Annotated in this window: 25 protein-coding genes; 11 read left to right on the forward strand and 14 right to left on the reverse strand. The window is 68.8% G+C overall.

Translation table 11 applies throughout. The features are described from left to right. Positions 1 to 8: 8 nt before the first annotated feature. Both ACH413_RS13915 and ACH413_RS13920 read right to left on the reverse strand, forming a co-directional pair. Complete coding sequence (locus ACH413_RS13915) at positions 9 to 1,391, reverse strand: NAD-dependent malic enzyme (protein ID WP_360046554.1); 1,383 nt, start codon at positions 1,389 to 1,391, stop codon at positions 9 to 11. A 116-nt stretch (positions 1,392 to 1,507) separates the two neighbouring features. Further along, a complete protein-coding gene (locus ACH413_RS13920; protein ID WP_330271303.1) occupies positions 1,508 to 1,693 on the reverse strand; it encodes a hypothetical protein in 186 nt (61 codons plus the stop codon). Positions 1,694 to 1,778: 85 nt separating this feature from the next. On the opposite strand from ACH413_RS13920, the gene ACH413_RS13925 reads away from it, so the two are divergent. Both ACH413_RS13925 and ACH413_RS13930 read left to right on the forward strand, forming a co-directional pair. After that, entirely contained in the window at positions 1,779 to 4,031 is a 2,253-nt protein-coding gene (locus tag ACH413_RS13925) for a helicase-associated domain-containing protein (RefSeq protein WP_360046552.1), read from the forward strand. Positions 4,032 to 4,153: 122 nt separating this feature from the next. Next, positions 4,154 to 4,936: a hypothetical protein gene (locus tag ACH413_RS13930; protein ID WP_360046550.1), complete on the forward strand. Its 783-nt coding sequence runs from the start codon at positions 4,154 to 4,156 to the stop codon at positions 4,934 to 4,936. Between the two features lie 139 nt (positions 4,937 to 5,075). Here ACH413_RS13930 and ACH413_RS13935 read toward each other — a convergent pair whose 3' ends face one another. The 4 genes from ACH413_RS13935 to ACH413_RS13950 form a co-directional block, all read right to left on the reverse strand. Beyond that, complete coding sequence (locus tag ACH413_RS13935; RefSeq protein WP_093605474.1) at positions 5,076 to 5,681, reverse strand: ATP/GTP-binding protein; 606 nt, start codon at positions 5,679 to 5,681, stop codon at positions 5,076 to 5,078. Continuing rightward, positions 5,662 to 6,246, reverse strand: a complete 585-nt coding sequence (locus ACH413_RS13940; RefSeq protein WP_360046548.1) for a DUF742 domain-containing protein — start codon at positions 6,244 to 6,246, stop codon at positions 5,662 to 5,664. The genes ACH413_RS13935 and ACH413_RS13940 overlap by 20 nt, the downstream gene beginning before the upstream one ends. 216 nt (positions 6,247 to 6,462) lie before the next feature. After that, positions 6,463 to 6,882, reverse strand: a complete 420-nt coding sequence (locus tag ACH413_RS13945; protein ID WP_030470879.1) for a roadblock/LC7 domain-containing protein — start codon at positions 6,880 to 6,882, stop codon at positions 6,463 to 6,465. After that, complete coding sequence (locus ACH413_RS13950) at positions 6,879 to 10,208, reverse strand: nitrate- and nitrite sensing domain-containing protein (protein ID WP_360046546.1); 3,330 nt, start codon at positions 10,206 to 10,208, stop codon at positions 6,879 to 6,881. Before ACH413_RS13950 ends, ACH413_RS13945 begins: the two co-directional genes overlap by 4 nt. A gap of 484 nt (positions 10,209 to 10,692) precedes the next feature. Between ACH413_RS13950 and ACH413_RS13955 the strand changes: the two genes are divergently transcribed. Then, positions 10,693 to 11,670 (forward strand): ABC transporter substrate-binding protein, encoded by a 978-nt coding sequence (locus ACH413_RS13955; protein WP_360046544.1) that lies wholly within the window; start codon positions 10,693 to 10,695, stop codon positions 11,668 to 11,670. A gap of 59 nt (positions 11,671 to 11,729) precedes the next feature. Here ACH413_RS13955 and ACH413_RS13960 read toward each other — a convergent pair whose 3' ends face one another. The 5 genes from ACH413_RS13960 to ACH413_RS13980 form a co-directional block, all read right to left on the reverse strand. Continuing rightward, complete coding sequence (locus tag ACH413_RS13960) at positions 11,730 to 12,554, reverse strand: hypothetical protein (protein WP_360046542.1); 825 nt, start codon at positions 12,552 to 12,554, stop codon at positions 11,730 to 11,732. Positions 12,555 to 12,636: 82 nt separating this feature from the next. Beyond that, the gene (locus tag ACH413_RS13965; RefSeq protein ID WP_360046540.1) at positions 12,637 to 13,197 is read right to left on the reverse strand and encodes a hypothetical protein; all 561 of its coding nucleotides are present in this window, start codon (positions 13,195 to 13,197) and stop codon (positions 12,637 to 12,639) included. Between the two features lie 126 nt (positions 13,198 to 13,323). Next, on the reverse strand, positions 13,324 to 13,836 hold the full coding sequence (locus ACH413_RS13970; RefSeq protein ID WP_360046538.1) for a hypothetical protein: 513 nt from the start codon (positions 13,834 to 13,836) through the stop codon (positions 13,324 to 13,326). A 52-nt stretch (positions 13,837 to 13,888) separates the two neighbouring features. Then, positions 13,889 to 14,371, reverse strand: coding sequence for a hypothetical protein (locus ACH413_RS13975; protein ID WP_360046536.1), 483 nt, complete (start codon positions 14,369 to 14,371; stop codon positions 13,889 to 13,891). A 50-nt stretch (positions 14,372 to 14,421) separates the two neighbouring features. Then, positions 14,422 to 15,006 carry a hypothetical protein gene (locus ACH413_RS13980; protein ID WP_360046535.1) on the reverse strand — a complete coding sequence of 195 codons (585 nt, stop codon included), beginning with the start codon at positions 15,004 to 15,006 and terminating at the stop codon, positions 14,422 to 14,424. Positions 15,007 to 15,115: 109 nt separating this feature from the next. Here ACH413_RS13980 and ACH413_RS13985 point away from each other — a divergent pair, with 109 nt between their 5' ends. Both ACH413_RS13985 and ACH413_RS13990 read left to right on the forward strand, forming a co-directional pair. Next, positions 15,116 to 16,756: a DNA repair helicase XPB gene (locus ACH413_RS13985; RefSeq protein ID WP_360046533.1), complete on the forward strand. Its 1,641-nt coding sequence runs from the start codon at positions 15,116 to 15,118 to the stop codon at positions 16,754 to 16,756. Positions 16,757 to 16,794: 38 nt separating this feature from the next. Beyond that, positions 16,795 to 17,181, forward strand: a complete 387-nt coding sequence (locus tag ACH413_RS13990) for a hypothetical protein (RefSeq protein WP_360046531.1) — start codon at positions 16,795 to 16,797, stop codon at positions 17,179 to 17,181. On the opposite strand, the gene ACH413_RS13995 is transcribed toward ACH413_RS13990, so the two are convergent. Continuing rightward, positions 17,155 to 17,814, reverse strand: a complete 660-nt coding sequence (locus ACH413_RS13995; RefSeq protein ID WP_360046529.1) for a phosphonatase-like hydrolase — start codon at positions 17,812 to 17,814, stop codon at positions 17,155 to 17,157. The genes ACH413_RS13990 and ACH413_RS13995 overlap by 27 nt on opposite strands. Continuing rightward, positions 17,811 to 18,557, reverse strand: coding sequence for a GntR family transcriptional regulator (locus ACH413_RS14000; RefSeq protein WP_360046527.1), 747 nt, complete (start codon positions 18,555 to 18,557; stop codon positions 17,811 to 17,813). The genes ACH413_RS13995 and ACH413_RS14000 overlap by 4 nt, the downstream gene beginning before the upstream one ends. Before the next feature lie 96 nt (positions 18,558 to 18,653). Here ACH413_RS14000 and ACH413_RS14005 point away from each other — a divergent pair, with 96 nt between their 5' ends. The 4 genes from ACH413_RS14005 to phnE are packed head-to-tail and all read left to right on the forward strand — an operon-like array spanning position 18,654 to position 22,294. Beyond that, entirely contained in the window at positions 18,654 to 20,006 is a 1,353-nt protein-coding gene (locus ACH413_RS14005) for an FAD-dependent oxidoreductase (protein WP_360046525.1), read from the forward strand. A 1-nt stretch (position 20,007) separates the two neighbouring features. Further along, a complete protein-coding gene (locus ACH413_RS14010) occupies positions 20,008 to 20,895 on the forward strand; it encodes a phosphate/phosphite/phosphonate ABC transporter substrate-binding protein (RefSeq protein ID WP_360046523.1) in 888 nt (295 codons plus the stop codon). After that, positions 20,895 to 21,512: an ATP-binding cassette domain-containing protein gene (locus ACH413_RS14015; protein ID WP_360046521.1), complete on the forward strand. Its 618-nt coding sequence runs from the start codon at positions 20,895 to 20,897 to the stop codon at positions 21,510 to 21,512. Before ACH413_RS14010 ends, ACH413_RS14015 begins: the two co-directional genes overlap by 1 nt. Further along, entirely contained in the window at positions 21,509 to 22,294 is a 786-nt protein-coding gene (gene phnE, locus ACH413_RS14020; protein ID WP_360046519.1) for a phosphonate ABC transporter, permease protein PhnE, read from the forward strand. The genes ACH413_RS14015 and phnE overlap by 4 nt, the downstream gene beginning before the upstream one ends. On the opposite strand, the gene ACH413_RS14025 is transcribed toward phnE, so the two are convergent. Then, complete coding sequence (locus tag ACH413_RS14025) at positions 22,212 to 23,723, reverse strand: trypsin-like serine protease (RefSeq protein ID WP_360046517.1); 1,512 nt, start codon at positions 23,721 to 23,723, stop codon at positions 22,212 to 22,214. The two genes, phnE and ACH413_RS14025, sit on opposite strands and share 83 nt — an antisense overlap. A gap of 129 nt (positions 23,724 to 23,852) precedes the next feature. Here ACH413_RS14025 and ACH413_RS14030 point away from each other — a divergent pair, with 129 nt between their 5' ends. Then, positions 23,853 to 24,533, forward strand: coding sequence for a response regulator transcription factor (locus ACH413_RS14030; protein WP_319975839.1), 681 nt, complete (start codon positions 23,853 to 23,855; stop codon positions 24,531 to 24,533). Then, the gene (locus tag ACH413_RS14035) at positions 24,530 to 25,903 is read left to right on the forward strand and encodes an ATP-binding protein (RefSeq protein ID WP_360046515.1); all 1,374 of its coding nucleotides are present in this window, start codon (positions 24,530 to 24,532) and stop codon (positions 25,901 to 25,903) included. The genes ACH413_RS14030 and ACH413_RS14035 overlap by 4 nt, the downstream gene beginning before the upstream one ends. The last annotated feature ends 130 nt before the right edge of the window (positions 25,904 to 26,033 follow it).

Here is a 26,033-nt window from a genome sequence, read left to right on the forward strand (position 1 = left end):
TAAAGGCCCTAGGAAGTCGCTGCCTTGCGCACCGCTTCGGCCACGGCCGGAGCAACGGTGCTGTCGAAGACCGACGGGACGATGAACGACGCGTTGAGCCGCTCGCCCTCCACCACGTCGGCGATGGCCTGCGCGGCGGCCAGCAGCATCGCGTCGGTGATGGTGCGCGCGTGCGCGTCCAGCAGGCCGCGGAAGACGCCGGGGAACGCCAGCACGTTGTTGATCTGGTTCGGGAAGTCCGAGCGGCCGGTCGCGACGACGGCGGCGTGCTGCTGGGCCTCCATCGGGTCGATCTCCGGGTCCGGGTTGGCCAGCGCGAACACGATGGCGTCCTTGGCCATCGTCGCGACCTGCTCCGCACCGAACAGGTTGGGAGCCGAGACGCCGATGAACACGTCGGAACCGACCAGCGCGTCGTGCAGGCGGCCGGACTCGTTGCCCTTGTTCGTGGTCGCGGCGATGGACTTCAGGTTCGAGTCCAGGCCGGGACGGTCGCGGTGCACGATGCCGTCGACGTCCACGGCGATGATGTCGCCGGGCGTCTGGGCCTGCAGCAGGCGGATGATCGCGGAACCGGCCGCGCCGACACCGCAGACCGTGATGCGGCAGTCCTTGATGTCCTTCTTCACGACCCGCAGGGCGTTGCGCAGAGCGGCGACCACGACGATGGCCGTGCCGTGCTGGTCGTCGTGGAACACCGGGATGTCGAGCTTCTCGCGCAGCCGGGCCTCGATCTCGAAGCAGCGCGGAGCGGAGATGTCCTCGAGGTTGATGCCGCCGTACACGGGAGCGATGAGCTCGACCGCGCGGATGATCTCCTCGGTGTCCTGGGTGTCCAGGCAGACCGGCCAGGCGTCGACGCCGGCGAACTTCTTGAACAGCGCGGCCTTGCCCTCCATCACGGGCAGGGCGGCGGCGGGGCCGAGGTTGCCGAGGCCCAGCACCGCGGACCCGTCGGTGACGACGGCGACGGTGTTGCGCTTGATGGTCAGGCGGCGCGCGTCGTCCGGGTTCTTGGCGATCGCCTCGCACACACGGGCGACACCCGGCGTGTACGCGCGGGACAGGTCGTCGCGGTTGCGCAGCGGCACCTTGGACGCGATCTCGATCTTGCCGCCGAGGTGCACGAGGAACGTGCGGTCCGACACCTTGCGGACGACGATGCCGGGCAGCGTCTCCAGCGTGTCGGTGATGTCCTTGGCGTGGTTCGCGGAAAGCGCGTTGCACGTGAGGTCGATGACGACGCGGTCGTTGTGCGACTCCACGACGTCGAACGCCGTGATCACGCCGCCGGCGCGGCCGACGGCCGAGGTGAGGTCACCCGCGGCGCTCGCTGACGGCGGCGCCTCCAGACGAACGGTGATCGAGTAACCAGGGCCGGGGACCGGCATCGTCGTCCTCCCACGAAGTACAGCTCAAGCGGGAAGTGAGCCTATCCCCGGCCCCATTGCGGTACGCACGCGACTCGACAGTCTTAAGACCGCTCTGACAGTCCGATGAGGACCGATCAGGATTTGTTGATCTCGGTCACCGGGTGCCGGTACGGGAGGTCGTCCGACGACAGCGGGAACGTCACCGTGCCGAACGGGGACAGCGCACCCTGCACGTCACTGGTCAGTTCGGTGACGGGGTGACCGCCGTCCGGACCTTCCGGCCAGTGCGGGTCGACCCGTCCAGGGCGTCCTTTCGCCACGTTCTCCTCCTCGGTGGTGCCAGATGACGCGACAAGTGTGACAGAGGACGACGAGATCACCAGCGGCCCATATACCGTGGTGAGAATGTCCGGCACCACTCTCGCCGACTGGCTGCGCGCCCAGGACGACGCTGCTCTCGTCGCACTGCTGCGCGCCCGTCCTGACCTGGCAACGCCCCCACCTGCCGATATGTCCGTGCTCGCGACACGGGTCGGCACCAGGGCGTCGATCGCGCGCGCCTGCGAGGACCTCGACACGTTCACGCTGGCCGTGCTCGAGGCACTGGTCGTGCAGGGTGCGGACGCCGAGCCCGTGGCGTTGCCCACACTCGGCGAGATCCTCGGGCCGGACGTGAAGCCCAGACCGCTCAAGCAGGCCGTCGGCAGGCTCAGGTCCCTCGCGCTCGCCTGGGGCGACGACGACGCGCTGTCGGTCCCGCCCGTCACGCGGGAGGCGTTCGGCTCCTACCCCGGCGGGCTGGGCCGACAGACCGGTCAGACGTACGACCTCCAAGGCATCACCGAGGGCGAGCAGCGCGTCCTGCAGAAGCTCGCGGCCGGCCCTCCCATCGGCGACACGAAGGACGCCTCCCGGGTCGTGCCGCTCGACAAGGCCGAGACGCCGGTGCAACGGCTGCTCGCGCGCGGCCTGCTGCTGCGCCGCGACCCCGGCACCGTCGAACTGCCCCGCGAGATCGCTCTCGAACTGCGGGGCGCTCGCCCCCTCGGCCCGATCCAGGTCACCGAGCCGAAGCCGAAGACCACCACGCTCCAGCAGACCAGCGTCGACGCCACGGGCGGCGGCGAGGCGCTCGAACTCGTCCGGCACGTCGAGAACCTGATCGCGAGCTGGTCGGCGGAGCCCGCGCCGGTACTGCGGACGGGCGGTCTGGGCGTCCGTGAGCTGCGCAAGGTCGCCAAGGACCTCGACGTCGACGAACGCCGCGCGGCCCTGCTGATCGAGCTCGTGGTCGGCGCGGACATGGCCGCGAACACCGAGGCCTCCGAGCCGGAGTGGATGCCGACGACCAAGGCCGACGTCTGGCTCGCGGCGACGACCGAGGTCCGCTGGGCCACCCTCGCGCACGCCTGGCTGGAACTGCCGCGGCTGCCCGCGCTGGTCGGCCGCCGCGACGAGAAGGACAAGCTCTTCAACCCGCTCGCGGACGAGATCCGCCGCGCCCAGGCCCCGCGCGACCGCCGGTGGGTCCTGGAGGCGCTCGGCGCGTTCCCCAAGGGCACCTCGATCTCGAGCCCCACCGACCTGGCCGCGCTGCTGGCCTGGCGGGCACCTCGCCGGGGCGGGCGTCAGCGCGACGAACTGGTGCGCTGGACCGTCGAGGAGGGCACCGCGGTCGGCGTGCTCGCCCTCGGCTCGATCACCAGCGCGGGCCGCGTGCTGCTCGACGAGGGTCCCGGCCACGCCGCCAAGGCACTCGGCGACGCCCTGCCCGCACCGCTCGACCACGTGCTGGTGCAGGCCGACCTCACCGTCGTCGCCCCCGGCCGCCTCGAACCGGAGCTCGCCGACGAACTGGCGCTGGTCGCGAACGTCGAGTCCGCCGGCAGCGCCACGGTCTACCGGATCAGCGAGGCCACGGTCCGGCGCGCGTTCGACTCCGGCCGCACCGCCGACGAGCTGCAGGAACTCTTCAAGACCCGCTCGCGCACGCCCGTGCCGCAGTCGCTGACCTACCTGATCGACGACGCCGCGCGCCGCCACGGCAGGCTGCGCGGCGGGGCGGCGGGCTCGTTCCTGCGCTGCGACGACTCGGTGCTGATCAGCGAGGTCCTCGCGCACCCGGAGGCCGGGCGGCTGGAGCTGCGCCGGATCGCGCCGACCGTGCTCGTCAGCCCGTTGCCGCTGGCGGACGTGCTGGACGGGCTGCGCTCGGCGGGGTTCGCCCCGGCCGCGGAAGGCCCGGACGGCCAGGTCCTCGACCTGCGGCCGGGTGGCCGCCGGACCACGCCGAGGCAGCGCAGTGCCCGCAAACCGGTGTCACCCGCCGTGCAGGCCGACGAGCGGTTGGGTGAACTCGTCCGGCTGGTCCGGGCCGGTGATCGTGCCGCCGCGACACCACGGGGTGAACGGGTGGCCGTTCCCGGCCATCTCGGCGCCGGTCCGTCGGCGACCCTGTCGTTGCTCCAGCAGGCCGCACGGGCGCGCCGCAGGGTGCTCGTCGGGTTCGTCGACTCCCACGGCACGGCGGCACAGCGCGTGATCGAGCCGCACGTCGTCGGGGGTGGCGTGCTGGAGGGCTACGACCACAGCTACGGAGAGGTGCTGAGGTTCCCTCTTCATCGCGTCACGTCCGCCGCATTGGTGGACGAGGACTGACGGTCGGTCATCCCCCGGTAGGAAACCCGGACCACCCTTGCGTGGCTGGTGCGCGACCTAGCGTCGATTGACGTGGACGTTCCCGAGAAACGTCCGCATCGACCCGAGGAGGTCCTGCGCACATGGCCAGCTCCCGGTGGGCTTTGAGAGCCGCCGCCACCGTCACGACCCTGGCGTTCGCCCTGCCGTTCTCGACGGGCACCGCGAACGCCGACCCGATCCTCGTCCTGCTGCAGGACAACCACGTCAACGCGACGGTGGGGGTGAGCGGCAACGTCGACATGCTCGACGTCGCCGCCGGTGCCCACGTCGCGCTCGACACCGGTCCAGGCATCAGCGTGATGACCAACGGTGGCATTCAGGTCGCTCTTGGGCTCGCCGCCCAGGTCGACGCGGGCGTCAGCGCCGGCGTGGACGTCGGCGGTGCCTTCGAGTCGGATCTCGACATCGACCTCGACGCGGCTGTGGACGCGGACGTGGACGCCGCGGTGGTAGCTGACGCTGAAGTCGCTGCCGACGTGAGCGCCACGGACGACCGCGCGCCCGCTGTCGTCGAGACCGCTGTCGAGACGGCCGCACCCGCAGTGGCTCCCGCGGTCACCCCCGCCGTGGCCACCGAGACCGTCGTCGAGGACAAGGCGAACGCCATCCACGTCGGCGGGATCTGGGTGAACGTCGGCCCGCACGCGGCAGCCGTGATCGACGCGCACGCCGGAGCAGGCGTGCACGTGGGTCCGGGCATCGCCGTGGACGCCGGCATCGGAATCGGAGCCGACGTCGGCGTGGACACCAGCCTGGTGACCGTCGACGCGGGTGCCGCGGTCGGTGCTGACGCCAGCATCGACCTCGGCAGCGGCGACGTCTCCGCGGAGGCCTTCATCGGCGTCGGCCTGACCATCGGCTAGCAGCGACCGACGACGAAAGGGCGACCGCTTGGACCGATCTCGAACCAGTTGAGTCAGACCGCAACGACGAGGCGAGCGCCGCACCCGAAGGTGGCGCTCGCCTCGTTCATGTTTGCAGTTGTCCCCAAACGGGAGGAGATCAGCCCGCGCGGACGGACATCCACTGGCGCATGGCGTGCTCGACCAGCGTGATGAGCGTCTGCTTCGTCGACTGCCGGTTGCGCGCGTCGCACGTCACGATCGGCACCGACTCGTCGATCGTCAGCGCTTCACGCACGTCCTCCAGCCTGTGGTGCAGGAGGCCGTCGAAGCAGTTGACGCCGACGACGTACGGCAACTGCCGGTCGTCGAAGAAGTCGATCGAGGCGAACGCGTCGGCCAGGCGGCGGGTGTCGACCAGCACGATGGCGCCGATGGCACCGCGTACGAGGTCGTCCCACATGAACCAGAACCGGTGCTGACCCGGTGTACCGAAGAGGTACAGGATCAGGTCGCTGTCGAGCGACACGCGGCCGAAGTCCATCGCGACGGTCGTGGTGACCTTGTTGGGCGTGGCGGAGAGGTCGTCCACCCCCGCGCTGGCCTCGGTCATCACCGCCTCGGTGGTCAACGGGACGATCTCGGACACCGAGCCGACGAACGTCGTTTTGCCCACACCGAAGCCACCCGCCACCACGATCTTGGCAGACGTCGTCGGCTTCCGTGCGCCCTCGGCGCCCTGGGGACTAGAGCTTGCGAAGCCCACTGAGCACCCTCTCCAGGAATTCCATGGAAGGCCGGTCCCCCACGACCAGACCGCCCTGGTGAATCAAAACCAAACCCATGCTTGCCATGTCGCCGATCAGCACCCGCACGACGCCAAGTGGCAAGCGTAGGAGTGCCGCGACCTCAGCCACCGACCGCGTGTCCACACACAACCCGCAGATCGACCTGTGCTCGGGAAGAACTGCGGCATCCCGTTCGAGGCCCTTTTCGCTGGTCGAAATCAGCGCCTCGATAGCAAGGTCGTAATCAGGTCGTGTGCGTCCACCGGTGCGTGTGTAGGGCCGCACCAGTGAACCCGAGTCCGCGGAAGCATTCTCCTCCGGGCGCAGTTGAGGCTGCGCACCGGTGCTGTACGCCGGTTGCCCGCCGGTGCTGTACACCGGATGCGAACCGGTTGTGTACGGCAGTTGCTCCGGTACGGCATCCGGCATCTCGTGCTGGCCGAAGAGGTCCGCCCCTGGGCCACCGAACAGCCCGGAGCCGTACCCGTCTATGTCGAATCGGTTCGGCACGTCGTCGTACGGATACGACGACGAGTCGTCCACCTCACGCTGAGACATATCGCCTAGCCCTTGCCCTGTAACCCGCTCATCGTGGGGTGCGTCCTCGGCTTCCTCTTGTTCCTGGGGTATCGCGTCAGGCTCTTCGAACTGGAACCCACCAGAAGCCCACTCCTGGTAGTTGAAGTTCCTACCGAAGCCCCGGCCTCTAGCGCCAGATCTACCAGCCATTGGTTCTCACCCCTGAACTTCAGATGAGGTCTAGCGACGGACCACGCCCTGAAGCTGCGCGCGCAGCTCAGGGGTGAGTTGTTGACCGACTCTCTCCACCAACAGCGTCATCTCGTAGGCCACGAGGCCGATGTCGCAGTTGGGTGCCGCCAGGACGGCAAGGCAAGAACCGTCACTGATCGACATGAGGAACAGGTAACCCCGCTCCATCTCGACGACCGTCTGGTTGACCCCGCCTGCCTCGAAGCAGCGGGCAGCACCCTGGGTGAGGCTGACCAGTCCGGACGCGACCGCGGAGAGCTGCTCTGCACGGTCCCGGGGCAAGCCCTGGGACCCCGCGAGCAACAGCCCGTCCGCGGACACCACAACGGAATGTGCCACACCGGGCACCCTCCGCACGAAGTCGGTGATAAGCCAACCAAAGCTGCCTGGCTGCGCTGCGGTCGTCACTCCTGCTCCTCGTTCTGCCGGCTCGATTGGTCACCAGCGTATGCCTCGATCAATGCGTGCCGGCCTCGCTTGACACCACTCTGCAGGCTCGACATCCGTCCGCGCACCGCGTCAGCGGTACGGGGCGGCAGCGGCGGGCGCTGCGCTGTCGATGTCAGGGACTGCGGCTTGGGTGCAGCAGATCCTGGCACGAGCTGAGCCTTGGGTGTCCGTTTCGGCAGTCCTGCCGTGGTCTTCGTCTCCGGCGTCTTGTTCAACAACGCCTGAGCCGCGTGCCATCCCTCATCGGCCGGCGATTGCCAGGCCGACTCGGAAGTAGCTGCCGCCGCTGGAGTCTCCTCCACAACGGGCTCGGGTTCCACAACTCGCTCCTGCTCGGCGGGTGCGGGTACTTCTTCGGCCACCGGCTGGACCTTCGAGCGCGGCGTGCGCACCGGAAGACCAGCGGCCGACGTGGTGGTGGGTGCCACCGCCGGTACAGGCTTGCGGGATCGGGTCGGCAGCTCCGGTTCCGGCCCGTCCGAGAGCGGCGGGACGGTCGGCGGCTCGTCGATGTACTCGACGGACCCCTTGTCGGTTCCGCCGAGCCTCGACTCGACGTGTCCGTTGGTGGCGGCCGGTGCGTCGTCCTCAGCGGCCGCACGGACCGGCTGAGCGGCCGAAGCCGACGTCTCGCTGCCCACGGCCTGGAACCACTGCGACAGGACCGCCTCGTAGATCGGCAGGCGTTCCGTCGGGGCGTCCAGGTCGTGCTCGATCTGCTTGCGCGAGGCTTCCGAGGTCCCGTTGCGGTGTGCCATCCCCAAATCGAGGAGGCCCTCGCCGGACGAGTCGCGCGAAACGCCGTTGGACGGCGAACGCTCGTCGTCGATCGGCGAGATCGGCACGAACTGCGTGGTCTCGTAGCCGGGCTCGAAGGAGATCTCGCCGGCTTCCTCGTTGCGGTCCTCGTAGGCCGTGAAGAGCGTGGGCTCGCCGAACGAACCCTCCGGCTCCACCGCGGCCAGCTGGTCGCGGCGCCACCGCTCGGACGGTGTGACGTCCTCGATCGGCGGATCGCTGTAGACGGGGACCGCCGTCGCGCCCGCACCGGTGTCGGTGAGAGAGCTCGGGACGAAGCTGACCGGCATGCTCGGCAGGCTCGGGCTCGACTCGTCGATCCGCGGCGTGACACCGGTCGCACCGCCGAAGGCACCGGCGATGCCGCTGGCCCTGTTCGCGGTGGTGCCGATCTCCGTCGTGTGCTCGGCGGGAGTCGGGGCCGGCGCGAGCGCGGGCTGCGACATGCCGAACGCGGAGGCGAGCGAACCGGAGCCCGACGGCGGGGTCGAGATCGGTGCCTGGCCGGGGATCGCGATGAGCGTCTCCGGCACGATCACCAGTGCCGTCGTGCCGCCTTCGATGTCCTCGTTGCCGCGCAGGCGGACCTTGATGTCGTGGCGCTTGGCGAGCCGCGCGACCACGTACAGGCCCATTCGGCGGGAGACGGCGACGTCGACGTCCGGCGGGTCGGCCAGCCGGTCGTTGGCGTCGATGATCTCCTGGTCGCCCATGCCCACGCCGCGGTCCTGGATCTCGATCGCCAGCTCGCCCTTGCGGGTCTTCGCCGTGCGAACGGTGACCTTGGTGACCGGGTCGGAGAACGCCGTGGCGTTGTCCAGCAGCTCGGCGATGAGGTGCACGAGGTCGTTGACCGCGCGACCCTGGACCGTGAGGTCCGGGGTCTGGCCGACCTGCACGCGGGCGTACTGCTCGACCTCGGAGACCGCGGCGCCGAGAACCTCGGCGGCCGGGACGGGCCGGGTCAGCCGCCGCGAGAGGTCCGTACCCGAGAGGACCAGCAGGTTCTCCGAGTTGCGGCGCATGCGGGTCGCGAGGTGGTCGAGCTCGAACAGCGAGGCCAGCTGGTCCGGGTCCTGCTCGTCCTGCTCCAGCCGGTCGATCAGGTTCAGCTGGCGTTCGACCAGGGCCTGCGACCTGCGGGACAGGTTGACGAACATCGCGTTGACGTTGTCACGCAGGAGGGCCTGCTGGGCGGCCAGTCGCACCGCTTCACCGTGCACCGCGTCGAACGCGCGCGCCACTTGGCCGATCTCTTCCCGCGTGTGCACCGGCACCGGTTCGACGGCGCTCTTCGCGGCGTCCTCCGGGTTCGGGTCCGCGAGGATTCGCTCGACCGCGTCGGGGAGACCGTGGTCGGCGACGTCGAGGGCCGTGCGGCGCAGCGTGCGCAGCGGGTTGAGGATCGAGCGGGCGACGAACAGCGCCATCAGCAACGCGAGCGCGAGGATCGCGAGCACGATGCCGGACTCGACGTACGCCCTGGTGCGGGTGTCGCCGGCCAGCTCGTCGGTCTTGTTCTGCAGCTGCTCGACCAGCAGGTTCTCGACGTCACGCGTCAGGTTGACCGTCAGCGTGGCGGCGATGTCCCACTTCTCGGGCGTGACCTGCGTGAAGTCCTTCGCGCCGGTCTGCTGGCTGATCGCCGATTCCTGCATGTCGTTCGCGTTGTCGACGATCAGGCCGGTGACGGTGTCGTCGTAGATCTTGGCCTGGTCGGGCGTCGCGGACTTGCGGAAGTCGTTGCGGGCCGCGTTGAGCTCGGCGTCCGCGGACTGCAGGGACCGCAGCTGGGACGGCGTGAACGCCTTGCGCTGGAAGACGTCCAGGAGGATCGCCCGCTTGAGCGACTCCTGCTCCTTGATGCGCGCGATGGCGTTCGTGGTCAGGTGCAGTCGCACCAGTTCCGGGTCGTTGATCTCGGAGATCGTCTGCTCACCGAGGTTGATGAGCGTCTCGATCGACTCCGAGTAGGTGCGCTGGACGGCCTCGGCGGGGTACTGGGTGTCGCGCACCGAGTTGCGGAGGCTGTTCAGGCGGTTGAGCTGGTTGAACGCGACCTGGAACCGCTCGACGGCAGCCGGGTTCAGGTCGGAGCTGAGCTCGGCGATCTTGTTGCTGAACGCCTCGCTGGTGTCGTTCACGCGGCGCAGCTGGCGCTCCAGGACGACCCTGTCGACCTTCTTGTTCGACGCGACGTAGCTGACCGACAGGTCGCGTTCGCGCTGCAGCTGCTGCACCAGGTCCGCGACCGCGGTCTCGAGGCGGATCTGGTTCGCGAGGTTGTTGAACTCCGTCGCGGCCTGGAGGTCGCTGCGCACGCGCAGACCACCCAGGGCGAGGGCGCAGACGGTCGGGATGAGCAGAACGGCGAGCAGCTTCGTGCGCAGCCGCCAGTTGCGCAGGCGCCATCCCGCGGATCGGTTAGATCCTGAACCGGGTGCGGCACCGACTTCGTGCGTCACCGAGTCCGGTGTCACGTTCATCGGTCCGTTACCCAGCGCAGCCAGTCCGTCACCCGATTCGGGCCTTTCGGAGCGTGTGGTGTCACCCACGCCAAACTGGCTGGGACCTCTCTCACGTCGGGCCACTCTGGGCTTCCTCTTCCAGCAGCAGTGTCCCGGTCTCTCCCCAGGACCGAGCATGGACTCGTCAAACGGGCCGAATTGCAGCACAGAGGTTGTTCGCCCGATGAGGCGCCCTACCCCGTCTGAAGACACGTAGGTCTACTACGACCAGTGCCACCCGAGCCGGAAGGGTAATGGTCACCCCCTACTCGGGGGAAGTCTCCAGAAGCACTCACCGTATCGAGATGGGGTGTCGTTTCATACGTTCAGGTGGTTAACATCCCCGGATGTCGGCACACCTCGCCTCCGTCCGAACGCCCAGTTGGGGCTGCGGAGTACCAGGTCTGTAACGACACTCACTGATCAAATCGATGCTACTCAAGACCTACCGGCAAGAGGTGCCATGGCTACCCGAGCCAAAGCTCTGCGGCTTGCCGCAGTGCTCATCACGTGTGCTCTGACCGCGAGCTGCGGCCTGTTCGGAAGTTCGTCGAACGGCGGCAACGCGGACGTTGAGCGCAACGTCATCCGCATCGGCGTGCTGCCGGTCGTCGACGTCGCCCCGTTGCGGATCGCGCTGACCGAAAAGCTGTTCGAGAAGGCCGGTCTGCAGGTCAACCTGGTCCCCCAGCCCAGCGAGGCTGAGGCCATCAAGCAGCTGGACACCACGCTCGACCTCACGTGGGCGACGCACGTCAGCCTCTTCCGCGCGGTCGCCGAGGGCACCGAACTGCAGTTGCAGGGTGAGGCCTACCAGGCAGGTCCGAACTCGATGGCGCTGGTCACGTCGGCCGCGTCGGACTACGACGACCCGGGCAAGAAGGCCGCTCCGACCATCGCGGTGAACAGCGAGACCGACATCGGCGCGCTGACCACGCGTGCCGTGCTGGACACCGCCGCGGTCGAGAAGCAGAAGATCAAGTTCAAGCCGATGGCGTTCGCGGACATGGAGGCGGCGCTCACGTCCGGCACCGTCGACGCGGCGTTCATGATCGAGCCCTTCATCACGAAGGCGCAGCGCAAGATCGGTGCGAAGATCCTCACCGACACCGCCCGCGGCCCGACACTGGACTTCCCGATGTCCGGGTACGCGTCGTCGAAGAAGTTCGCCGAGGCGAACCCGAAGACGATGAAGGCGTTCCGGGACGTGCTGCGCGAGGCGCAGCAGCGCGCGCAGGCCAACAAGCTCGGCGTGCAGGACTCGCTGACCAGCTACGCCGACGTCGACCAGCCGACCGCGGCACTCGTGTCCGTGGGCACGTTCCCGCTGTCGCTGAACCCGATCCGGCTCCAGCGCGTCGCCGACATGATGGACACCGAGGACGTGCTTTCCGGGCGTCTGGACGTGCAGCAGCTACTTCCGCCAGGCACGACGAACTAGTTGCATTCAGGCATGAGAATTGGCGGGCCGGATCACCGGCCCGCCAATTTCTCGTTCGATCACTGCCCGCCGAGCGCGGTCACGCAGTACGTGATGCCCGGTGAAGGCTCGGTGTACGAGATCGCCGTGGCCTCACCGCAGTCCGCGGTGGCCGCCTTGACGAGCTTCTCGATCTTCAGGACCTTCTGGATGGTGGCCGCGCTGCCCTTCGAGCAGTCGACGACCTTCATGCCCTCCATGTTCATCTTGACGAGCTCTTCCTCGTAGCACTTGCCCTCTTCGAGCTTCTCGACGAGGCAGAGCTTCAGCGACGAGCTGCGCCGGCCGGACTCGGTGTACTCGGCGTAGTCGTCGCTCGGGCACGCCTCGGTCGTCGAGTTCATGGCCTTGGCGATGAAGTAGTTCGCCTCGGGAGAGCCGCAGTCGACCTTCTTGTACTTCGGGCTGAAGGTCGTGCCGGTGACGTTCGCGCAGTCCCCGGCCTTGGCGGACGGCTCGGTGATGGCGCTCAGGCCGCCGCCGATCAGGACCTTCACCAGGATGCCGACGCCGACGAGCACGACGATGGTGATGATCGAACCGATGACCTTGCCGGCGCCGCTCTTCTTGGGCGGCGGGCCGTAGGGCATCGGCTGGCCCATGGGCTGACCGGGCATCTGACCGGGAGGCGGGCCGTACGGGTTCTGCTGCTGGGCGTACGGGTCACCCGGCTGGCCCTGGTAGGGCGGCTGACCGGGCTGTCCTGGCTGGCCGGGGTAGCCCTGGCCGGGCGGCGGACCGTACGGGTTCGGCTGGCCCGGCTGCTGGCCGTACGGCTGCTGCGGCTGTCCACCGGGAGGCGGCCCGTAGGGCCCTGGCTGCTGGGGGTAGTTGGGGTCGGTCACTGGATTCCTCTCGGATGGGTCAAGCGAAAGACAGCGAAACCGGAGCCGTGGGACACGACTCCGGTTTCACGAGTGCAACGCCTTACGCGGGTGTACCAACGCAGTAGTTCAGCTTGACCTCGGGAAACGCGAACGCCACTTCCCCCTCGGCGCACTGCGGCGCGGCCGCGTCCTTGACGACCTTGGTCACCTTGATGGCCCCCGCTCCGGAGCAGTCGATGGCCTTGACGTCCATGGACGTGGCGTTCGCGTCGTAGCACTTGCCCTCTGCGTAGAGAGGCGCGATGCACAGCTTGGTCTTGGGACCACGGCGCGACCCCTCGCTGTACTCCGAGTAGCCCTCGTTCGCGCAGCTCTCGTTGAGTCCGAGAGTCTTGCCGATCGTGTAGGTCGCCTCAGCCGAACCGCAGTCCACGACCTTGTACTCGGGAGCGCTCGTCGTACCGGTCACGCTGGCGCAGTCGCCGACCTTGGACTGAGCGGCGTCGCTGGTGAAGTAGTTGAACGCGTACAACGCGCCACCGACGACGATCAGACCGACGATGTAGGTCAGGATCCGCTTGCCGACGCTCGACTTCTTCGGCGCGGGCTCCTGCGTGGGCTCCGGCGCGGACGCGGGCGAAGCGGATTCAGTCGTGCTCATGCGGGTTCTCTCATTTCCGAATTACCCCAGACGGCCCATGCCCCCCGACACAGCCGGAGCAGAGAGTGCCACGCAGCGCGGGAAACCGCTCGGGCTTTACGGAAACGTTACGACTACTTGGATCAGCTACTGGGTCGCGGTGCAGTAGGTCAGCTTCACCTCGGGGTAGCTGTACCTCTGCTCTTCCGCCGCGCACGACGGTCCCGGCCCGTCCCGGCCGATCTTCGTGACCTTGAACGAGTCCGCTCCGCACTCCACCGGCGTGAGTTCCATGCGGGAGGAATCGGCCGGATAACAGGCGCCTTCCTCCCACAGCGGGACCAGGCAGATCCTGACCGCCGGGTCCTGCGCCCGCCTGGTGATCATGTCCGCGTAGGCGTTCGCGCAGCTCTTCGACTTGGCGAGTGACTCGGTGACCACGTAGTTCGCGCTCGACGACGTGCAGCTCACGGTGTCGAGGTCCGGTTCGTTCGAGTAGCCGGTGACGTTCGCGCACTCACCGGTCTTCGGCGCCGTGATCGGAGCGAGGAACTCGGTCATGCCGTAGATGGCGACCGCCGCGGCGACCAGGGTGAGTCCGTAGGTCAGCACTCGCGTCCCGAGGTTCTTCCTGGGCGCGGGCGGCTCGTCGATCATCACGCCGCGCAGCGTTCCACGTGGACGGTGGGACGTGGTGCGGTTTGCGGGAAGATCACTGCTTCTGGTCGCCGCGCTCCAGGCAGAAGGTGATCGCGGGCTCCGGGAAGACCGCCGCGCGCGTGTCCCCGCAGGCCGCGCGGTCGGCCTTGCCGCTGACCACCTTGGCGACCTTCACCGAGTCCTTGGTCGCGCAGTCGACCTTCGCGATGCCGGTGTCGGAGTTCTGGCCGTAGCAGGAGCCCTCGACGAAGTTCGGCATGAGGCACAGCGTGGCGTCACCCGTGTACGTCGAGTAGTCCATGCCGCCGGACGGGCAGGCCTTCTCGTTCCAGTCGAGGATCTTGGCGATCTTGACGTTCGCCTGCTCCGAACCGCAGTCGAGCGCCTGGTACTTCGGGTTGTCGAGCGCGCCGGAGATCCGCGCGCAGTCGCCGGGCTGGGCCGCCTTGGCCACGTCGCCGAGCTGGTTCATGACGAACCCGCCGAGCAGGACAAGCGCGATGACAACGGCGATACCCAGGCCGACCTTCTTCATGGCCTGGGTATCGGCGTCAGACGGGGTTCAACTCAACCGAGTTCACCCGATCAGGATCCTTCGTGGACACCCATGCAGTAGACCGAGGCCGGTTCGGTGAACCGCAGCTCGCTGGAGCCCTCTGGGCAGACCGAGCCCTCCTCGGGCAGCCCGTCGACCTTCTTCACGATCTTCACGGGCGAGTCCGTGGTGCAGGCTTCCTTCTTGAAGGCACCGTCGTCGCTCGACGTGTAGCAGTTGCCCTCGGCGAGGTTCGGCATCAGGCACATCGTCTTGCCGTCGGACTGCATCTGCTCGTAGATGCCCTCGGCGGGGCACTGGTCCTCGGCGTTCTTCAGCACCGAGGCGACTCGATGCGTGGCATCGACGTCGCTGCAGCTCTTCGACGAGATGTTCCAGTCGCCGTCCGGCTTGTCCACGTCCTTGGGCGAGGCGCTCACGCAGTCGCCGACGCTGGTGCTGTTGAGCGACGTGAGCGCCCACACACCGCCGCCGACCAGCACGATCGCCAGCACGCCGACGATGACGAACTTCAGCCAGTTGTTCTTCTTGGGCGACTCGTCGGTCTCGGACTCCTCCGGAACCGGGGTCACCACGGCCGGCGGCTCGACGGGATCAGTCGACTCGGTGCTCATGCGCGAGAACGTACGACACCGGGTGTTGGCTGCGTGTGTCGCCTCACACTTGTTGTCGCCAGTTGACGCTGGTCGAACGCATTTGGCGTCGTCAGGGAGACTTGTCGGCGTGACCGATGGCCCTTTGATCGTCCAGTCGGACAAAACGCTGCTGCTCGAGGTCGACCACCCGCTCGCGAACGACGCGCGCACGTCCATCGCGCCGTTCGCCGAGCTGGAGCGGGCTCCGGAGCACGTGCACACGTACCGCGTGACGCCGCTGGCGTTGTGGAACGCACGGGCGGCAGGGCACGACGCCGAGCAGGTGGTGGACGCGCTGGTGCGGTTCAGCCGCTATCCGGTGCCGCAGCCGCTGCTGGTGGACGTGGTCGACACGATGAGCCGCTTCGGGCGGCTGGTGCTCGCCAACAACCCCGCGCACGGGCTGGTGCTGCACTCCAACGACCGCGCGGTGCTCGAAGAGGTGCTGCGCAACAAGAAGATCGCGCCGATGTTCGGGGCCCGCATCGACGACGACACCGTCATCGTGCACCCGAGCGAGCGCGGGCGGCTCAAGCAGCTGCTGCTCAAGGTCGGCTGGCCGGCCGAGGACCACGCCGGGTATGTCGACGGCGAGGCGCACACGATCGAGCTGGAGGAGAACGGCTGGAAGCTGCGCGACTACCAGCGACTGGCCGCGCAGGCGTTCTGGGCGGGCGGCTCCGGCGTCGTCGTGCTGCCGTGCGGCGCGGGCAAGACGCTGGTCGGCGCGGCGGCGATGGCCGAGGCCCAGGCGACCACGCTGATCCTGGTCACGAACACCGTGGCGGGACGGCAGTGGAAGCGGGAGCTGATCGCGCGCACCTCGCTGACCGAGGACGAGATCGGCGAGTACTCGGGTGAGCGCAAGGAGATCCGCCCGGTCACGATCGCGACCTACCAGGTGATCACCCGCAAGTCGAAGGGCGAGTACAAGCACCTGGAGCTGTTCGACTCGCGCGACTGGGGCCTGATCGTCTACGACGAGGTCCACCTGCTGCCCGCGCCGGTCTTCCGGATGACCGCCGACCTGCAGTCGCGCCGCCGGCTCGGGCTGACCGCGACCCTGGTCCGCGAGGACGGCCAGGAGGGCGACGTCTTCTCGTTGATCGGGCCGAAGCGCTACGACGTGCCGTGGCGCGACATCGAGGCGCAGGGCTGGATCGCGCCCGCCGAGTGCACCGAGGTCCGGGTGACGCTGACGGACAACGAGCGGCTGCAGTACGCGACGGCGGAGCCCGAGGAGCGCTACAAGCTCTGTTCGACGGCCCGGACCAAGATCCCGGTGGTCAAGCGGGTGCTGGAGCGGCATCCCGGCGAGCCGACCCTGGTGATCGGTGCTTATCTGGACCAGCTCGACGAGCTGGGCGAGGAGCTGGGGGCGCCGGTGATCAAGGGATCGACGAAGAACAAGGAACGCGAGCAGCTGTTCGACCAGTTCCGTCGCGGCGAGGTCCAGACGCTGGTGGTGTCGAAGGTCGCGAACTTCTCCATCGACCTGCCAGAGGCGTCGGTCGCCATCCAGGTGTCCGGCACGTTCGGGTCGCGCCAGGAGGAGGCCCAGCGCCTCGGCCGGATCCTGCGGCCCAAGGGTGACGGGCGGCAGGCGCACTTCTACTCGGTCGTCTCGCGCGACACGCTCGACACCGACTACGCGGCGCACCGGCAGCGGTTCCTGGCGGAACAGGGGTACGCGTACAAGATCGTCGACGCGGACGACCTGGTCGGATGACGTCCTGGTGGATGTGGGACCCGGCAGGGACCGCGCCAGTGCGGCGGTTCCGGTCGGAGGAGTCGCTCGCGAGGTCGGCGCCGGAGACCCAGGTCGTCCGGTCGGAGGACTTCACCTGCCCCTCGCAGCGCCGCCGTGCCACTGCGGTGCGGTCGGACTTCCTGCGGGTGGGCGGCGATCCGGTGCAGGTCGCGTTGGTCGAGCAACGGCTGTGGACGCTGCTCGTGGCGTTGCGCCGGTCTCAGCCTCTTCGTGACGCGCTGGCGACCGCCGTGCCCAGGGCGGGGCGGGCGGCGCTGGTCGCGGAGCCGTCGCGCGAACTGGCCGAGTTCGATCGGCGCTTCGACCAGTTCGCGGACGCGCTGCGGGTGCTGGTCACCGACCCGACGCCGGAGCAGCTACGCCACACCGCCGCTTTGGACTAGGGCCGGGATCTCAGCGACGGACTTCAGCAGGTGGGTGTGCTTCGCGGTGCCGAGCTCCTCCGCCGTCTGGCTGCCACTGAGCACCCCGACGACGAAGCCCGCGCCGGCGTTCATGCCCGCCTGCAGGTCTCTGGTGGTGTCGCCCGCGGTGAGCACGCGCCGGACGTCCCGGACGCCGGTCAGCTCCATCGCTTTGAAGATCATGTACGGCGCCGGCCGGCCCGCGGACACGTCGTCCACGCACACCACCGCGTCCAGCACGCCCTCGCGCCAGCCCAGCACGTCGAGCAGGCCGTCCACGATCGGGCGGTCGAAGCCGGTGGTCAGCGCGACCTTCACGCCGTTGGAACGCAGGTGTTCGAACGCTTCCGGGACGCCCGGGATCGGCGTCGGCGGCGTCTCGGCGTAGTACTGCCCGAGCCGCTCGTGGAAGTCCTTGAACTCGGCGTCCACATCGGACTTGCCGAGCATCGACGAGATCGCCTCGTACTTGTCGGCGCCCATCCAGTCGCCGACGTCCTCGGCTGATCCACCGGCCGCGATCACGGTGTCCGCCAAGGCTTTGTAGACGAGTCCGTGCTCCTCCACGGTGGTGCCGGCGATGTCCAGCACCACGAGGTCGACGGGGTTCACGAGGCCCTCCAGTCCCGCAGCAGCGCCGGGTGCGCCTGCTGGGAGTTCTCGATCGAAAAGCTGACCATGTCGGGGCGGTAGCGGTCGTCCGAGTACTCGACCGGGCGTCCGTCCATTCCGGACGCCCGTCGCCGTTCCCGCAGAAGTGGGGCTCCTGGAGCAACTTCCAGCAGTTCGGCGTCTTTGTCGTCAGCCGCGACGGCGTCGATCTGGTGCCGTGCGACGGTCATGTCGACGCCGTGCTCGCCCAGGTAGGCGTAGAGCGAGCCGCTGTCGCAGTCGAAGTCGAACAGCAGGCGCCCCACCGGTTCCACGAACGTCGTGCGCTCCAGCATCGTCGGCCGGCCGTCGATCAGCCGTTGCCTGAGCAGTTGGACGACCGGCGTGCCCTCGTCGAGTTGCAGTGCGTCGGCGATGTCGGCGTCGGCCGGGCGGCGCGCGATCTCCAGGGTGCGTTGTCCCGGAACGTGTCCGAGACCCGCGGCCCAGCTGGAGAACGACAGGAACGTCTCGAACGGCTGCGACAGCGTGTGCCTGCGCACCACCGCGGGCTTGCCGCGGCCACCGCCGATCATGCCCTCGGCCCTGAGCGAGGTGAGCGCCTGCCGGACCGGCGCGCGCGAGGCGTTCCACTGCGCGCACAGCTGCGATTCGGACGGCACCGGGTCGCCGACGGCCAGTTCACCCGAGCCGATGCGGCGGCGCAGGTCGGCCGCGATGCGCTCGTGCAGTGGCATCTCCATGCAACGAACGATACATGTCATAACAAGTCTGAACTCCAAGTGAACACATCAGAACAGCCATTGATTCTCGTTCTGGAGCCACTCATCGTTCTTGTCATGACAAGTGTGGACCTGGTGGTCGTCGGCGCGGGTGTCGTCGGGCTCGCGCACGCCTGGCACGCGGTGCGGCGAGGTCTCTCCGTCGCCGTGGTCGAGCGGGACGAGCACGCGGCCGGGGCTTCCGTGCGCAACTTCGGGCACGGGTGCTTCACCGCTCAGGACGGGGTGGCGTTCTCGTACGCGATGGCCGCTCGCGAGGAGTGGCTGACGCTCGCTCGCGAAGCCGGTTTCTGGCTGCGGGAGTCCGGCTCGATCGTCGTGGCCCGCGCGGAGGACGAACTTGAGGTGTTGCGCGAGTTCGCCGAGGTCCGCGATGTTGAGTTGTTGAACAATCCGACGAAGGGATCGTTCAACAATCCAACAACCCGGTTGTTCAACAATCCAGCGACAGGATCGTTCAACAATCCTCCGATCAGCCACGTCGGTGCCGGATCGTTCAACAATCCCTCGATCGACAGCGCCGGCGGCGGATCGTTCAACGATCCTTCAACCGGCGGTGTCGGATCGTTCAACAATCCTCCGACCGGCCGCGTCCGCCCGGGATCGTTCAACAATCCTCCGATCAGCGGCGCCAGCGCAGGATCGTTGAACGATCCCAGTGTCGGATTGTTGAACAATCCCTCGATCCTCGGCGCCGCCCTGCTCCCCCTCGACATCCGCGTCAACCCACGCGAAGCCGTCCACGCGATCGCCGCGCTGCTGGCCGAGCGCGGGGTCACCTTCCACTGGTCGACCAACGTGCTCACCGTCGAGCCGGGCCTGGTCCGCACCAACCGCGGCGAACTCAAATGCCGAGCGGCGGTCGTCGCGGTCGGCCACGACGTCGACAGGTTCTTCCCCGACCTCGCCGAGGAACGCGAGATCCAGCGCTGCCAGCTGCGGATGCTGCGCGTCGCGCACGGCGGCGTGATCGACCCGGCCGTGCTGACCGGGTTCTCGATGCTGCGCTACGAGGCGTTCGCGCGGTGCCCGAGCACCGAGAAGGTCCGCGAGCGCCTCACGCACGACCACCCCGAGCTCGTCGAGGCGGGGCTGAACCTGATGTTCACCCAGCTCCCCGACGGCTCGCTCACGATCGGCGACACCCACCACTACAGCCGCACGGTCGACCCGTACCGGCCCGAGGACCTGGACGACCTGGTCCTCACCGAGACGGCCCGCCTCCTCGGCGTGCCGGCGCTGCGCGTGCTCGAACGCTGGCGCGGGATCTACGCGTCGGCCCCAGAACCTTTCCTGACCGCGACGCCCGTTCCCCTCACCAGGGCCGTCTCGGTCACCTCCGGCATCGGCATGACCACCGCGCTCGGCCTCGCCCCGGCCGTGCTCGACGACCTCCTCCAGGAGATGTGAGATGAGAGCCTTCAGCGTCGTCCTCGCCGCGGCACTGCTGCTGACAACAGCCTGCGGCACCACGAACTCCGCTGCCAGAAGCGGTGACTGCCCCAACGGCAAGGTGCGCTTCGGCGTCGAGCCGTACGAGGACCCGGAGAAGCTCAAGCCCGCCTACGAGGTGCTCGCGAAGGCGCTGACCGCCAAGCTCGGCTGCGAGGTCGAACTGCAGGTCGTCGACGACTACGCCGCCGAGGTGCTGGCGATGCGCAACGACAAGCTGGAGATCGCCCAGTTCGGTCCGCTCGGCTACGTCTTCGCCTCGCAGAAGGCCGGCGCGGAGCCGATGGTCTCGTTCGCGGACGGCTCCGGGAAGCTCACCAGCTACACCGCCGGCATCTGGGTCCCGAAGGACTCGCCAGTGCAGAAGATCGAGGACCTCAAAGGCAAGTCGCTCGCGCTGAGCAGCGTCGGGTCGGCGTCCGGTGACGCGCTTCCCCGCTACGGCCTCAAGAAGCACAACGTCGACGGCGTGAAGCTCGACTACGCGGGCGGTCATCCCGAGGCGATGTTGTCGCTGGTCAACGGCAAGGTCGACGCCGCCGAGATCAACAGCCAGACGCTCGCCACGGCGCGGTCCGCCGGCACGTTCGACGAGTCGAAGTTCCGCCAGGTCTGGAAGTCCGAACCCATCCCGAACGACCCGATCACCGTGCGCGGCGACCTCGACCCGGCGTTCAAGGACAGGGTGCGCAAGGCGTTGCTGGAGCTGGAGACCGCCGACGTCGAGAAGGTCGGCGCGTTCCTCGACGTCACCCCGCCCGGACCGCTCGTTCAGGTCGGCGACGACACGTACAAGGTGCTCTTCGACCTCGCGACCACGCTGGGGCTCAAGGAAGAGGACGTCTGATGCTCGCCATCCGCGGCCTGCGCAAGTCGTTCGGCGGACGGGTCGTGCTGGACGGGTTCGACCTCTCCGTCGAACCCGGCGAGTTCGTGGCGCTGCTCGGGCCGAACGGCTCTGGCAAGTCCACGGCGCTGCGGTGCGTGGTCGGGCTGGAGACCCCGGACGGCGGGTCGATCGAGGTCGGCGGGAACGCCGCGATGGTGTTCCAGAAGATCCACCTGGTCGGTCGCCGCACCGCGCTGGACAACGTCTGCTCCGGCGCTCTCGGCCGGCTTCCGTTGCGCCGCTCGTGGTTCTTCCCCGGCGACGTCAGGGAAGAAGCCATGCGGTGCCTGGACAGGGTCGGACTCGCGGACCGCGCGGTGGACCGGTGTGCGCGGCTTTCCGGTGGCCAGCAACAACGTGTGGCGATCGCGCGGGCGTTGTGCCAGCGCGCCAACGTGATCCTCGCCGACGAACCGGTCTCGGCGCTCGACCCGCAGGCCGCCGTGCAGGTGATGGAACTGCTGGTGGACCTCGCTTCCGAAGGCCTGGCGGTGGTCGCCGTGCTGCACCAGCCCGAGCTCGCCAGGACGTACGCGCACCGGATCGTGGACATGCAGACGGTGGTGGCGGCATGACGATCGCGGTTCCCCAGCGCCGTTGGCCCTCCGTCACGGTGTGGGTTGTGGTGGCGGTCGCCGCTGTCGTGCACGTACTTGCCTGGCAGGCCACGGAGTTCTCCCCCGCCGCGCTGATCGCCGGCTGGGACGGCATGGCGGACTTCCTGGCCGAGTCGTTGCCGCCGGACTTCTCGGTGCTCGGGAAGTCCCTGGAAGCAGCGGTGATCACGCTCTACATCGGACTGCTCGGCACCACGTTCTCGATCCCGTTCGCGCTGGTCCTGGCACTTCTGGCTTCTCGTGCGACAACTTCGGCGGCGTGGGCGCAGCAGGCGGCTCGCGCGGTGCTGTCGTTCCTGCGCTCGGTGCCGGACGTGGTGTTCGCGCTGATCTTCGTGACGGCGGTCGGCCTCGGACCGTTCGCGGGCGTGCTGGCGCTGGTGTTCCACAACACCGGCGTGATGGGCAAGCTCTGGGCGGAGGCGATGGACGAGAGCGACCGCGGGCCGCGCGACGCGTTGAAGGTGACCGGTGCGTCCGGTCCGCAGATCGCGCTGCACGCGGTGCTCCCGACCGTCATGCCTTCCCTGGCGGGACTTCTGCTCTACCGGCTGGACGTGAACGTGCGGTCGTCGCTCGTGCTCGGCCTGGTCGGCGCGGGCGGGATCGGCTTCCTGATCAACCAGTCGATCAAGCTGTTCCGGTTCGACGAGATGGTCACGCACATCCTCGTGGTGCTGCTTCTGGTTGTTGTGGTCGACCAGGCTTCTGGTCTCGTGCGCAAGCGGCTAGGTGCTTGACCTGCTGGCCGTAGCGGGCGCCTTGGTGCACCGTCACCGAGCCGTCCGCTGCGACCTCGCAGGGGTTGTTCGCCGTGCACTGCTCGCCGCTGTCGTTGCCGGTGCTGTGCACGCCGACGACCGTGACGCCGTCCCTGAGCACGATCGGTGAGCCCGAACCGCCGTGCGACGGTCCGCACTCCGGGTCGTAGCGGTAGGCGTTGTCCTGCGTGTAACCCTCTTCGCGCAGGTGCGGGACGACGGCGTCGATCGTGCAGCTGAAGCGCTTGCCGTTGCCGGACGAGATGATGTCGACGCGTTCTCCCGGCCGGGCTGACCTGTCCGCGAGCTTGAAGACCTTCACGCCCTTGGCCTTGAGCTGCGCGTACGTCTGGTCGAGCTGGAAGAGCGCGGTGTCGGTGCCGGTCATCGTCGCCGTGACGAGACGGGTCGTCTCGGCCTTGGCCTGCTGGTAGCCCTGACGGTCGCCGATGGTCACCGGGAGCTTGAGCGCGACGTCCTTCAGCGTCTCGCCGGGCGCGGGGCGGTCCGGGAGGCAGTGGCCGTTGGTGAGCAGAAGTGCCTGGTCAGCGGGCTTGCTGTGATCGGTCCTGACCACGGACGCCGAGCAGACTCCTCCCAGCGACGCGGCGCCTTCGAGGTTCGGCACCGGGGTGTCCGGCGGGTTGGTCCTGCCGGTGACGACGTCGTTGATCCAGCCGGTGAAGTGGTGGACGTCGGTGTACATGACGGGGCGGTCGTCGCCGCCCGCGCCGCTCACGATGCCGGCGACGACCCAGCGGTCGCCGTCGCGGACCAGCGCCGGGCCGCCGGAGTCCATGTTCGTGGCCGCGACGCTGCCGTCCAGCGCGCCGATGCACAGCTCGCGATCCGCGTAGATGCCTTCGCAGGCCGTGGCGGGCTGGATCACGGTGTCCGCCTCGCGCAGCTTCTGCGGGTAGCACTCGGGTGCGCGCCGGTCGCACGTCATGCCCCAGCCGAGGATCCGCGCCGTCGTGCCTTCCGCGGGTCGTGCGCTCGGCAACGCGACGGGCTTGGTCTTCGCGGGTTTCTTCAGCTTCAGCAGGCCGATGTCGCCGTCGTGGACGGGGTTGGGCGCGTAGGTGATGAACCGCTCGACCGCGATCACCTCACCGCCGCTGCCCGCGTCCGTCGTGCCGAGGCGGACCGTCCAGTCCCGCGGCCTGCCGACCTGGGCGAGGCTGGGGTTGTTCCTGGTGCAGTGACCCGCGGTGACGGCGTACTGCGGCGCGACCAGCGTGACGCCGCACGTGTGGCCGTCCGCGCGGGGTGAGTCGGGCCGTTGGAGCGAGCCCGAGAACGGATAGGGCCACGGGGCCTCGACCCCGCCTCTGATCGCCAGCGCCGGGGTCACGGTGGTGATCATCGCGAGTGCGGCGAAGGTCATCGCCGGTAGCACTTTTCGCATGTCACAGAGGCTGCCGAACCCGTGTGCGCGCACGGTGATAGCTGCGCAACAACTGCGCACGGGCGGTCGTTACGCAACGATGACGTCGCAAGAACGTCCCCATGAGACCCATCGGGAAAGCTGGAGGACATGCCGCGCGTACTGCTGATCGAGGACGACGAGGCGGTCCGCGAAGGACTGTCGCTCGCCCTGACCTACCAGGGACACACCGTGGACGCGGTGCGCACGGGAGAGGAAGGCCTCGACCTGCTGGGCAGCGTCACGCCCGACGTGGTGGTGCTGGACCTGATGCTGCCGGGGGTCGACGGGTTCGAGGTGTGCCGCCGCATCCGTGCCACCGGCGACCTCCCGATCATCATGCTGACCGCGCGCAACGACGACATCGACGTGGTCGCGGGCCTGGAGGCCGGTGCCGACGACTACGTGGCCAAACCGGCGCAGGCCCGTGTGCTCGAAGCCCGCATCCGCGCCGTGCTGCGCCGGTCGACGGCCTCGGTCGCCGAGGTCGTGGCCGAGCGCTACGGCGACCTGACCATCGACCGCGAGGGCCTCGTGGTCACCCGGTTCGGCAAGCCGGTCTCGCTGGCGCCCACGGAACTGCGGTTGCTGCTGGAACTCTCCTCGTCGCCCGGCCGCGTGATGTCGCGGCAGCAGTTGCTGGGTTCCGTGTGGGACCAGGGCTACCTCGGCGACTCGCGGCTGGTCGACGCGTGCGTGCAGCGGCTGCGTTCGAAGATCGAGGACGACCCGGCCGCGCCCGTGTACGTCCAGACCGTGCGCGGATTCGGCTACCGCTTCGGACCGCTGTGACGCTCCGCCTGCGACTGCTGCTCGCGTTCGCCCTGCTGACCATCGTGACCGCCGCGGCCGTCGCCGGCGCCGGTTACGTGCGGGCCCGCGACGCGATCGTGCAGCGCGCCCAGGACAACGCCGTCATCGAGACCACGAACCGCGTCGAGCAGCTCTACCCGCTGCCCGCACGTGCCGTGGACACAGCCATCCTGGAACGCGTCGCCGCGCGGGTCTCCGGCCGCGAAGGCCAGGCTTTGGCTTACGGCAACGGGGTTTCCGCGGGCGGCATGAACCCTTCGGTGATCACCGCGGAGCTGCGGTCGCTCGTGTCGTCCGGACGCGTCGGCTGGCAACGCGTGTCGTACGCGGACGGCGTGTGGCTGGTCGTCGGCATGCAGCTGCGGGTGTCGTCCGGTGCCCCGTCGGGCATCGAGGTGTACGTGCTGCGACCGTTCACGTCGGAGATCGCGTTCGTCGACGAGCTGGCGCGCAACGCGTGGCTGATCGGCGGCGCCGTGCTGATCCTGGCCCTGGGCCTGGGTTTCCTGGCGGCCCGCGGCGTGCTGCGCCCCGTCCGCGAGCTGCAACTGGCGGCCTGGCAACTCGGGCAGGGAGACCTCTCCGCACGGGTGCCGGTGCGCGGGCGGGACGAGCTGGCGTCCGTCGCGTCGACGTTCAACAGCACGGCCTCCTCGCTGGAACACCACGTCGGCGAGCTGCGCCGGATGGAGGCGGACGCGCGGCGGTTCGTGGCGGACGTGTCGCACGAGCTGCGCACTCCGCTGGCCGCGATGACGGCCGTGACCGACGTGCTGGACGCCGAGACCGCCTCACTGCCCGGTGTCGCGGGCCAGGCGGCACGGCTGGTGAACCGGGAGACGCTGAACCTGACCCGGCTGGTGAACGACCTGATCGAGGTGACCCGGTTCGACTCGGGGACGGCCGCTCTGGCGCTGGACGACGTCGACGTGGCCGAGGTGGTGCGAACCTGCCTGCGGATGCGCGGCTTCGAGATCACCGCGACGCTGCCCGAGGGCGTGCGGGCACGGCTGGATCCGCGGCGGCTGGACGTGATCGTGGCGAACCTCGTCGGCAACGCGCTGCGGCACGGCGCCGCTCCGGTGTCGCTCGTGCTGTCGGTGTCGGGGTCCTCGCTGGTGATCGAGGTCGCCGACTCCGGGCACGGCCTGCCCGCGGAGGTCCTGCCGCACGTGTTCGCACGGTTCTACAAGGCCGACTCGTCGCGGGGGCGGTCGGAGGGGTCGGGGCTGGGGCTGGCGATCGCGTGGGAGAACGCGCGGCTGCACGGCGGCACGCTGGTGGCGGCGAACCGGCCGGGCGGCGGGGCGTTGTTCACGCTGCGGCTGCCGCTGGGCGGTGAGTCTTGAGGCCGAAAACTGTCGGTGCCGCCTGGGAGAATGGAAACAGGGGGACCCCCGGGAGGGGACCCCTGCGCGAGCTTGGACTGGCGGCGGGGAGATCCTTGCGCGGGCTTGGGCCCAAAGCCGGGCGACTTCT

It is taken from the genome of Lentzea sp. NPDC020367 (assembly GCF_044387305.1).
In the GTDB taxonomy this organism is placed as follows: domain Bacteria; phylum Actinomycetota; class Actinomycetes; order Mycobacteriales; family Pseudonocardiaceae; genus Lentzea.

What these genes read in the sequence shown, in the direction of transcription:
- ACH413_RS13915 (WP_360046554.1), bottom strand. Translation starts at nt 1,391, where the DNA reads ATGCCGGTCCCCGGCCCTGGTTACTCGATCACCGTTCGTCTGGAGGCG.
- ACH413_RS13925 (WP_360046552.1), top strand. Translation starts at nt 1,779, where the DNA reads ATGTCCGGCACCACTCTCGCCGACTGGCTGCGCGCCCAGGACGACGCT.
- ACH413_RS13930 (WP_360046550.1), top strand. Translation starts at nt 4,154, where the DNA reads ATGGCCAGCTCCCGGTGGGCTTTGAGAGCCGCCGCCACCGTCACGACC.
- ACH413_RS13950 (WP_360046546.1), bottom strand. Translation starts at nt 10,208, where the DNA reads ATGAACGTGACACCGGACTCGGTGACGCACGAAGTCGGTGCCGCACCC.
- ACH413_RS13955 (WP_360046544.1), top strand. Translation starts at nt 10,693, where the DNA reads ATGGCTACCCGAGCCAAAGCTCTGCGGCTTGCCGCAGTGCTCATCACG.
- ACH413_RS13965 (WP_360046540.1), bottom strand. Translation starts at nt 13,197, where the DNA reads ATGAGCACGACTGAATCCGCTTCGCCCGCGTCCGCGCCGGAGCCCACG.
- ACH413_RS13975 (WP_360046536.1), bottom strand. Translation starts at nt 14,371, where the DNA reads ATGAAGAAGGTCGGCCTGGGTATCGCCGTTGTCATCGCGCTTGTCCTG.
- ACH413_RS13980 (WP_360046535.1), bottom strand. Translation starts at nt 15,006, where the DNA reads ATGAGCACCGAGTCGACTGATCCCGTCGAGCCGCCGGCCGTGGTGACC.
- ACH413_RS14000 (WP_360046527.1), bottom strand. Translation starts at nt 18,557, where the DNA reads ATGGAGATGCCACTGCACGAGCGCATCGCGGCCGACCTGCGCCGCCGC.
- ACH413_RS14005 (WP_360046525.1), top strand. Translation starts at nt 18,654, where the DNA reads ATGACAAGTGTGGACCTGGTGGTCGTCGGCGCGGGTGTCGTCGGGCTC.
- ACH413_RS14010 (WP_360046523.1), top strand. Translation starts at nt 20,008, where the DNA reads ATGAGAGCCTTCAGCGTCGTCCTCGCCGCGGCACTGCTGCTGACAACA.
- ACH413_RS14015 (WP_360046521.1), top strand. Translation starts at nt 20,895, where the DNA reads ATGCTCGCCATCCGCGGCCTGCGCAAGTCGTTCGGCGGACGGGTCGTG.
- phnE (WP_360046519.1), top strand. Translation starts at nt 21,509, where the DNA reads ATGACGATCGCGGTTCCCCAGCGCCGTTGGCCCTCCGTCACGGTGTGG.
- ACH413_RS14025 (WP_360046517.1), bottom strand. Translation starts at nt 23,723, where the DNA reads ATGCGAAAAGTGCTACCGGCGATGACCTTCGCCGCACTCGCGATGATC.
- ACH413_RS14030 (WP_319975839.1), top strand. Translation starts at nt 23,853, where the DNA reads ATGCCGCGCGTACTGCTGATCGAGGACGACGAGGCGGTCCGCGAAGGA.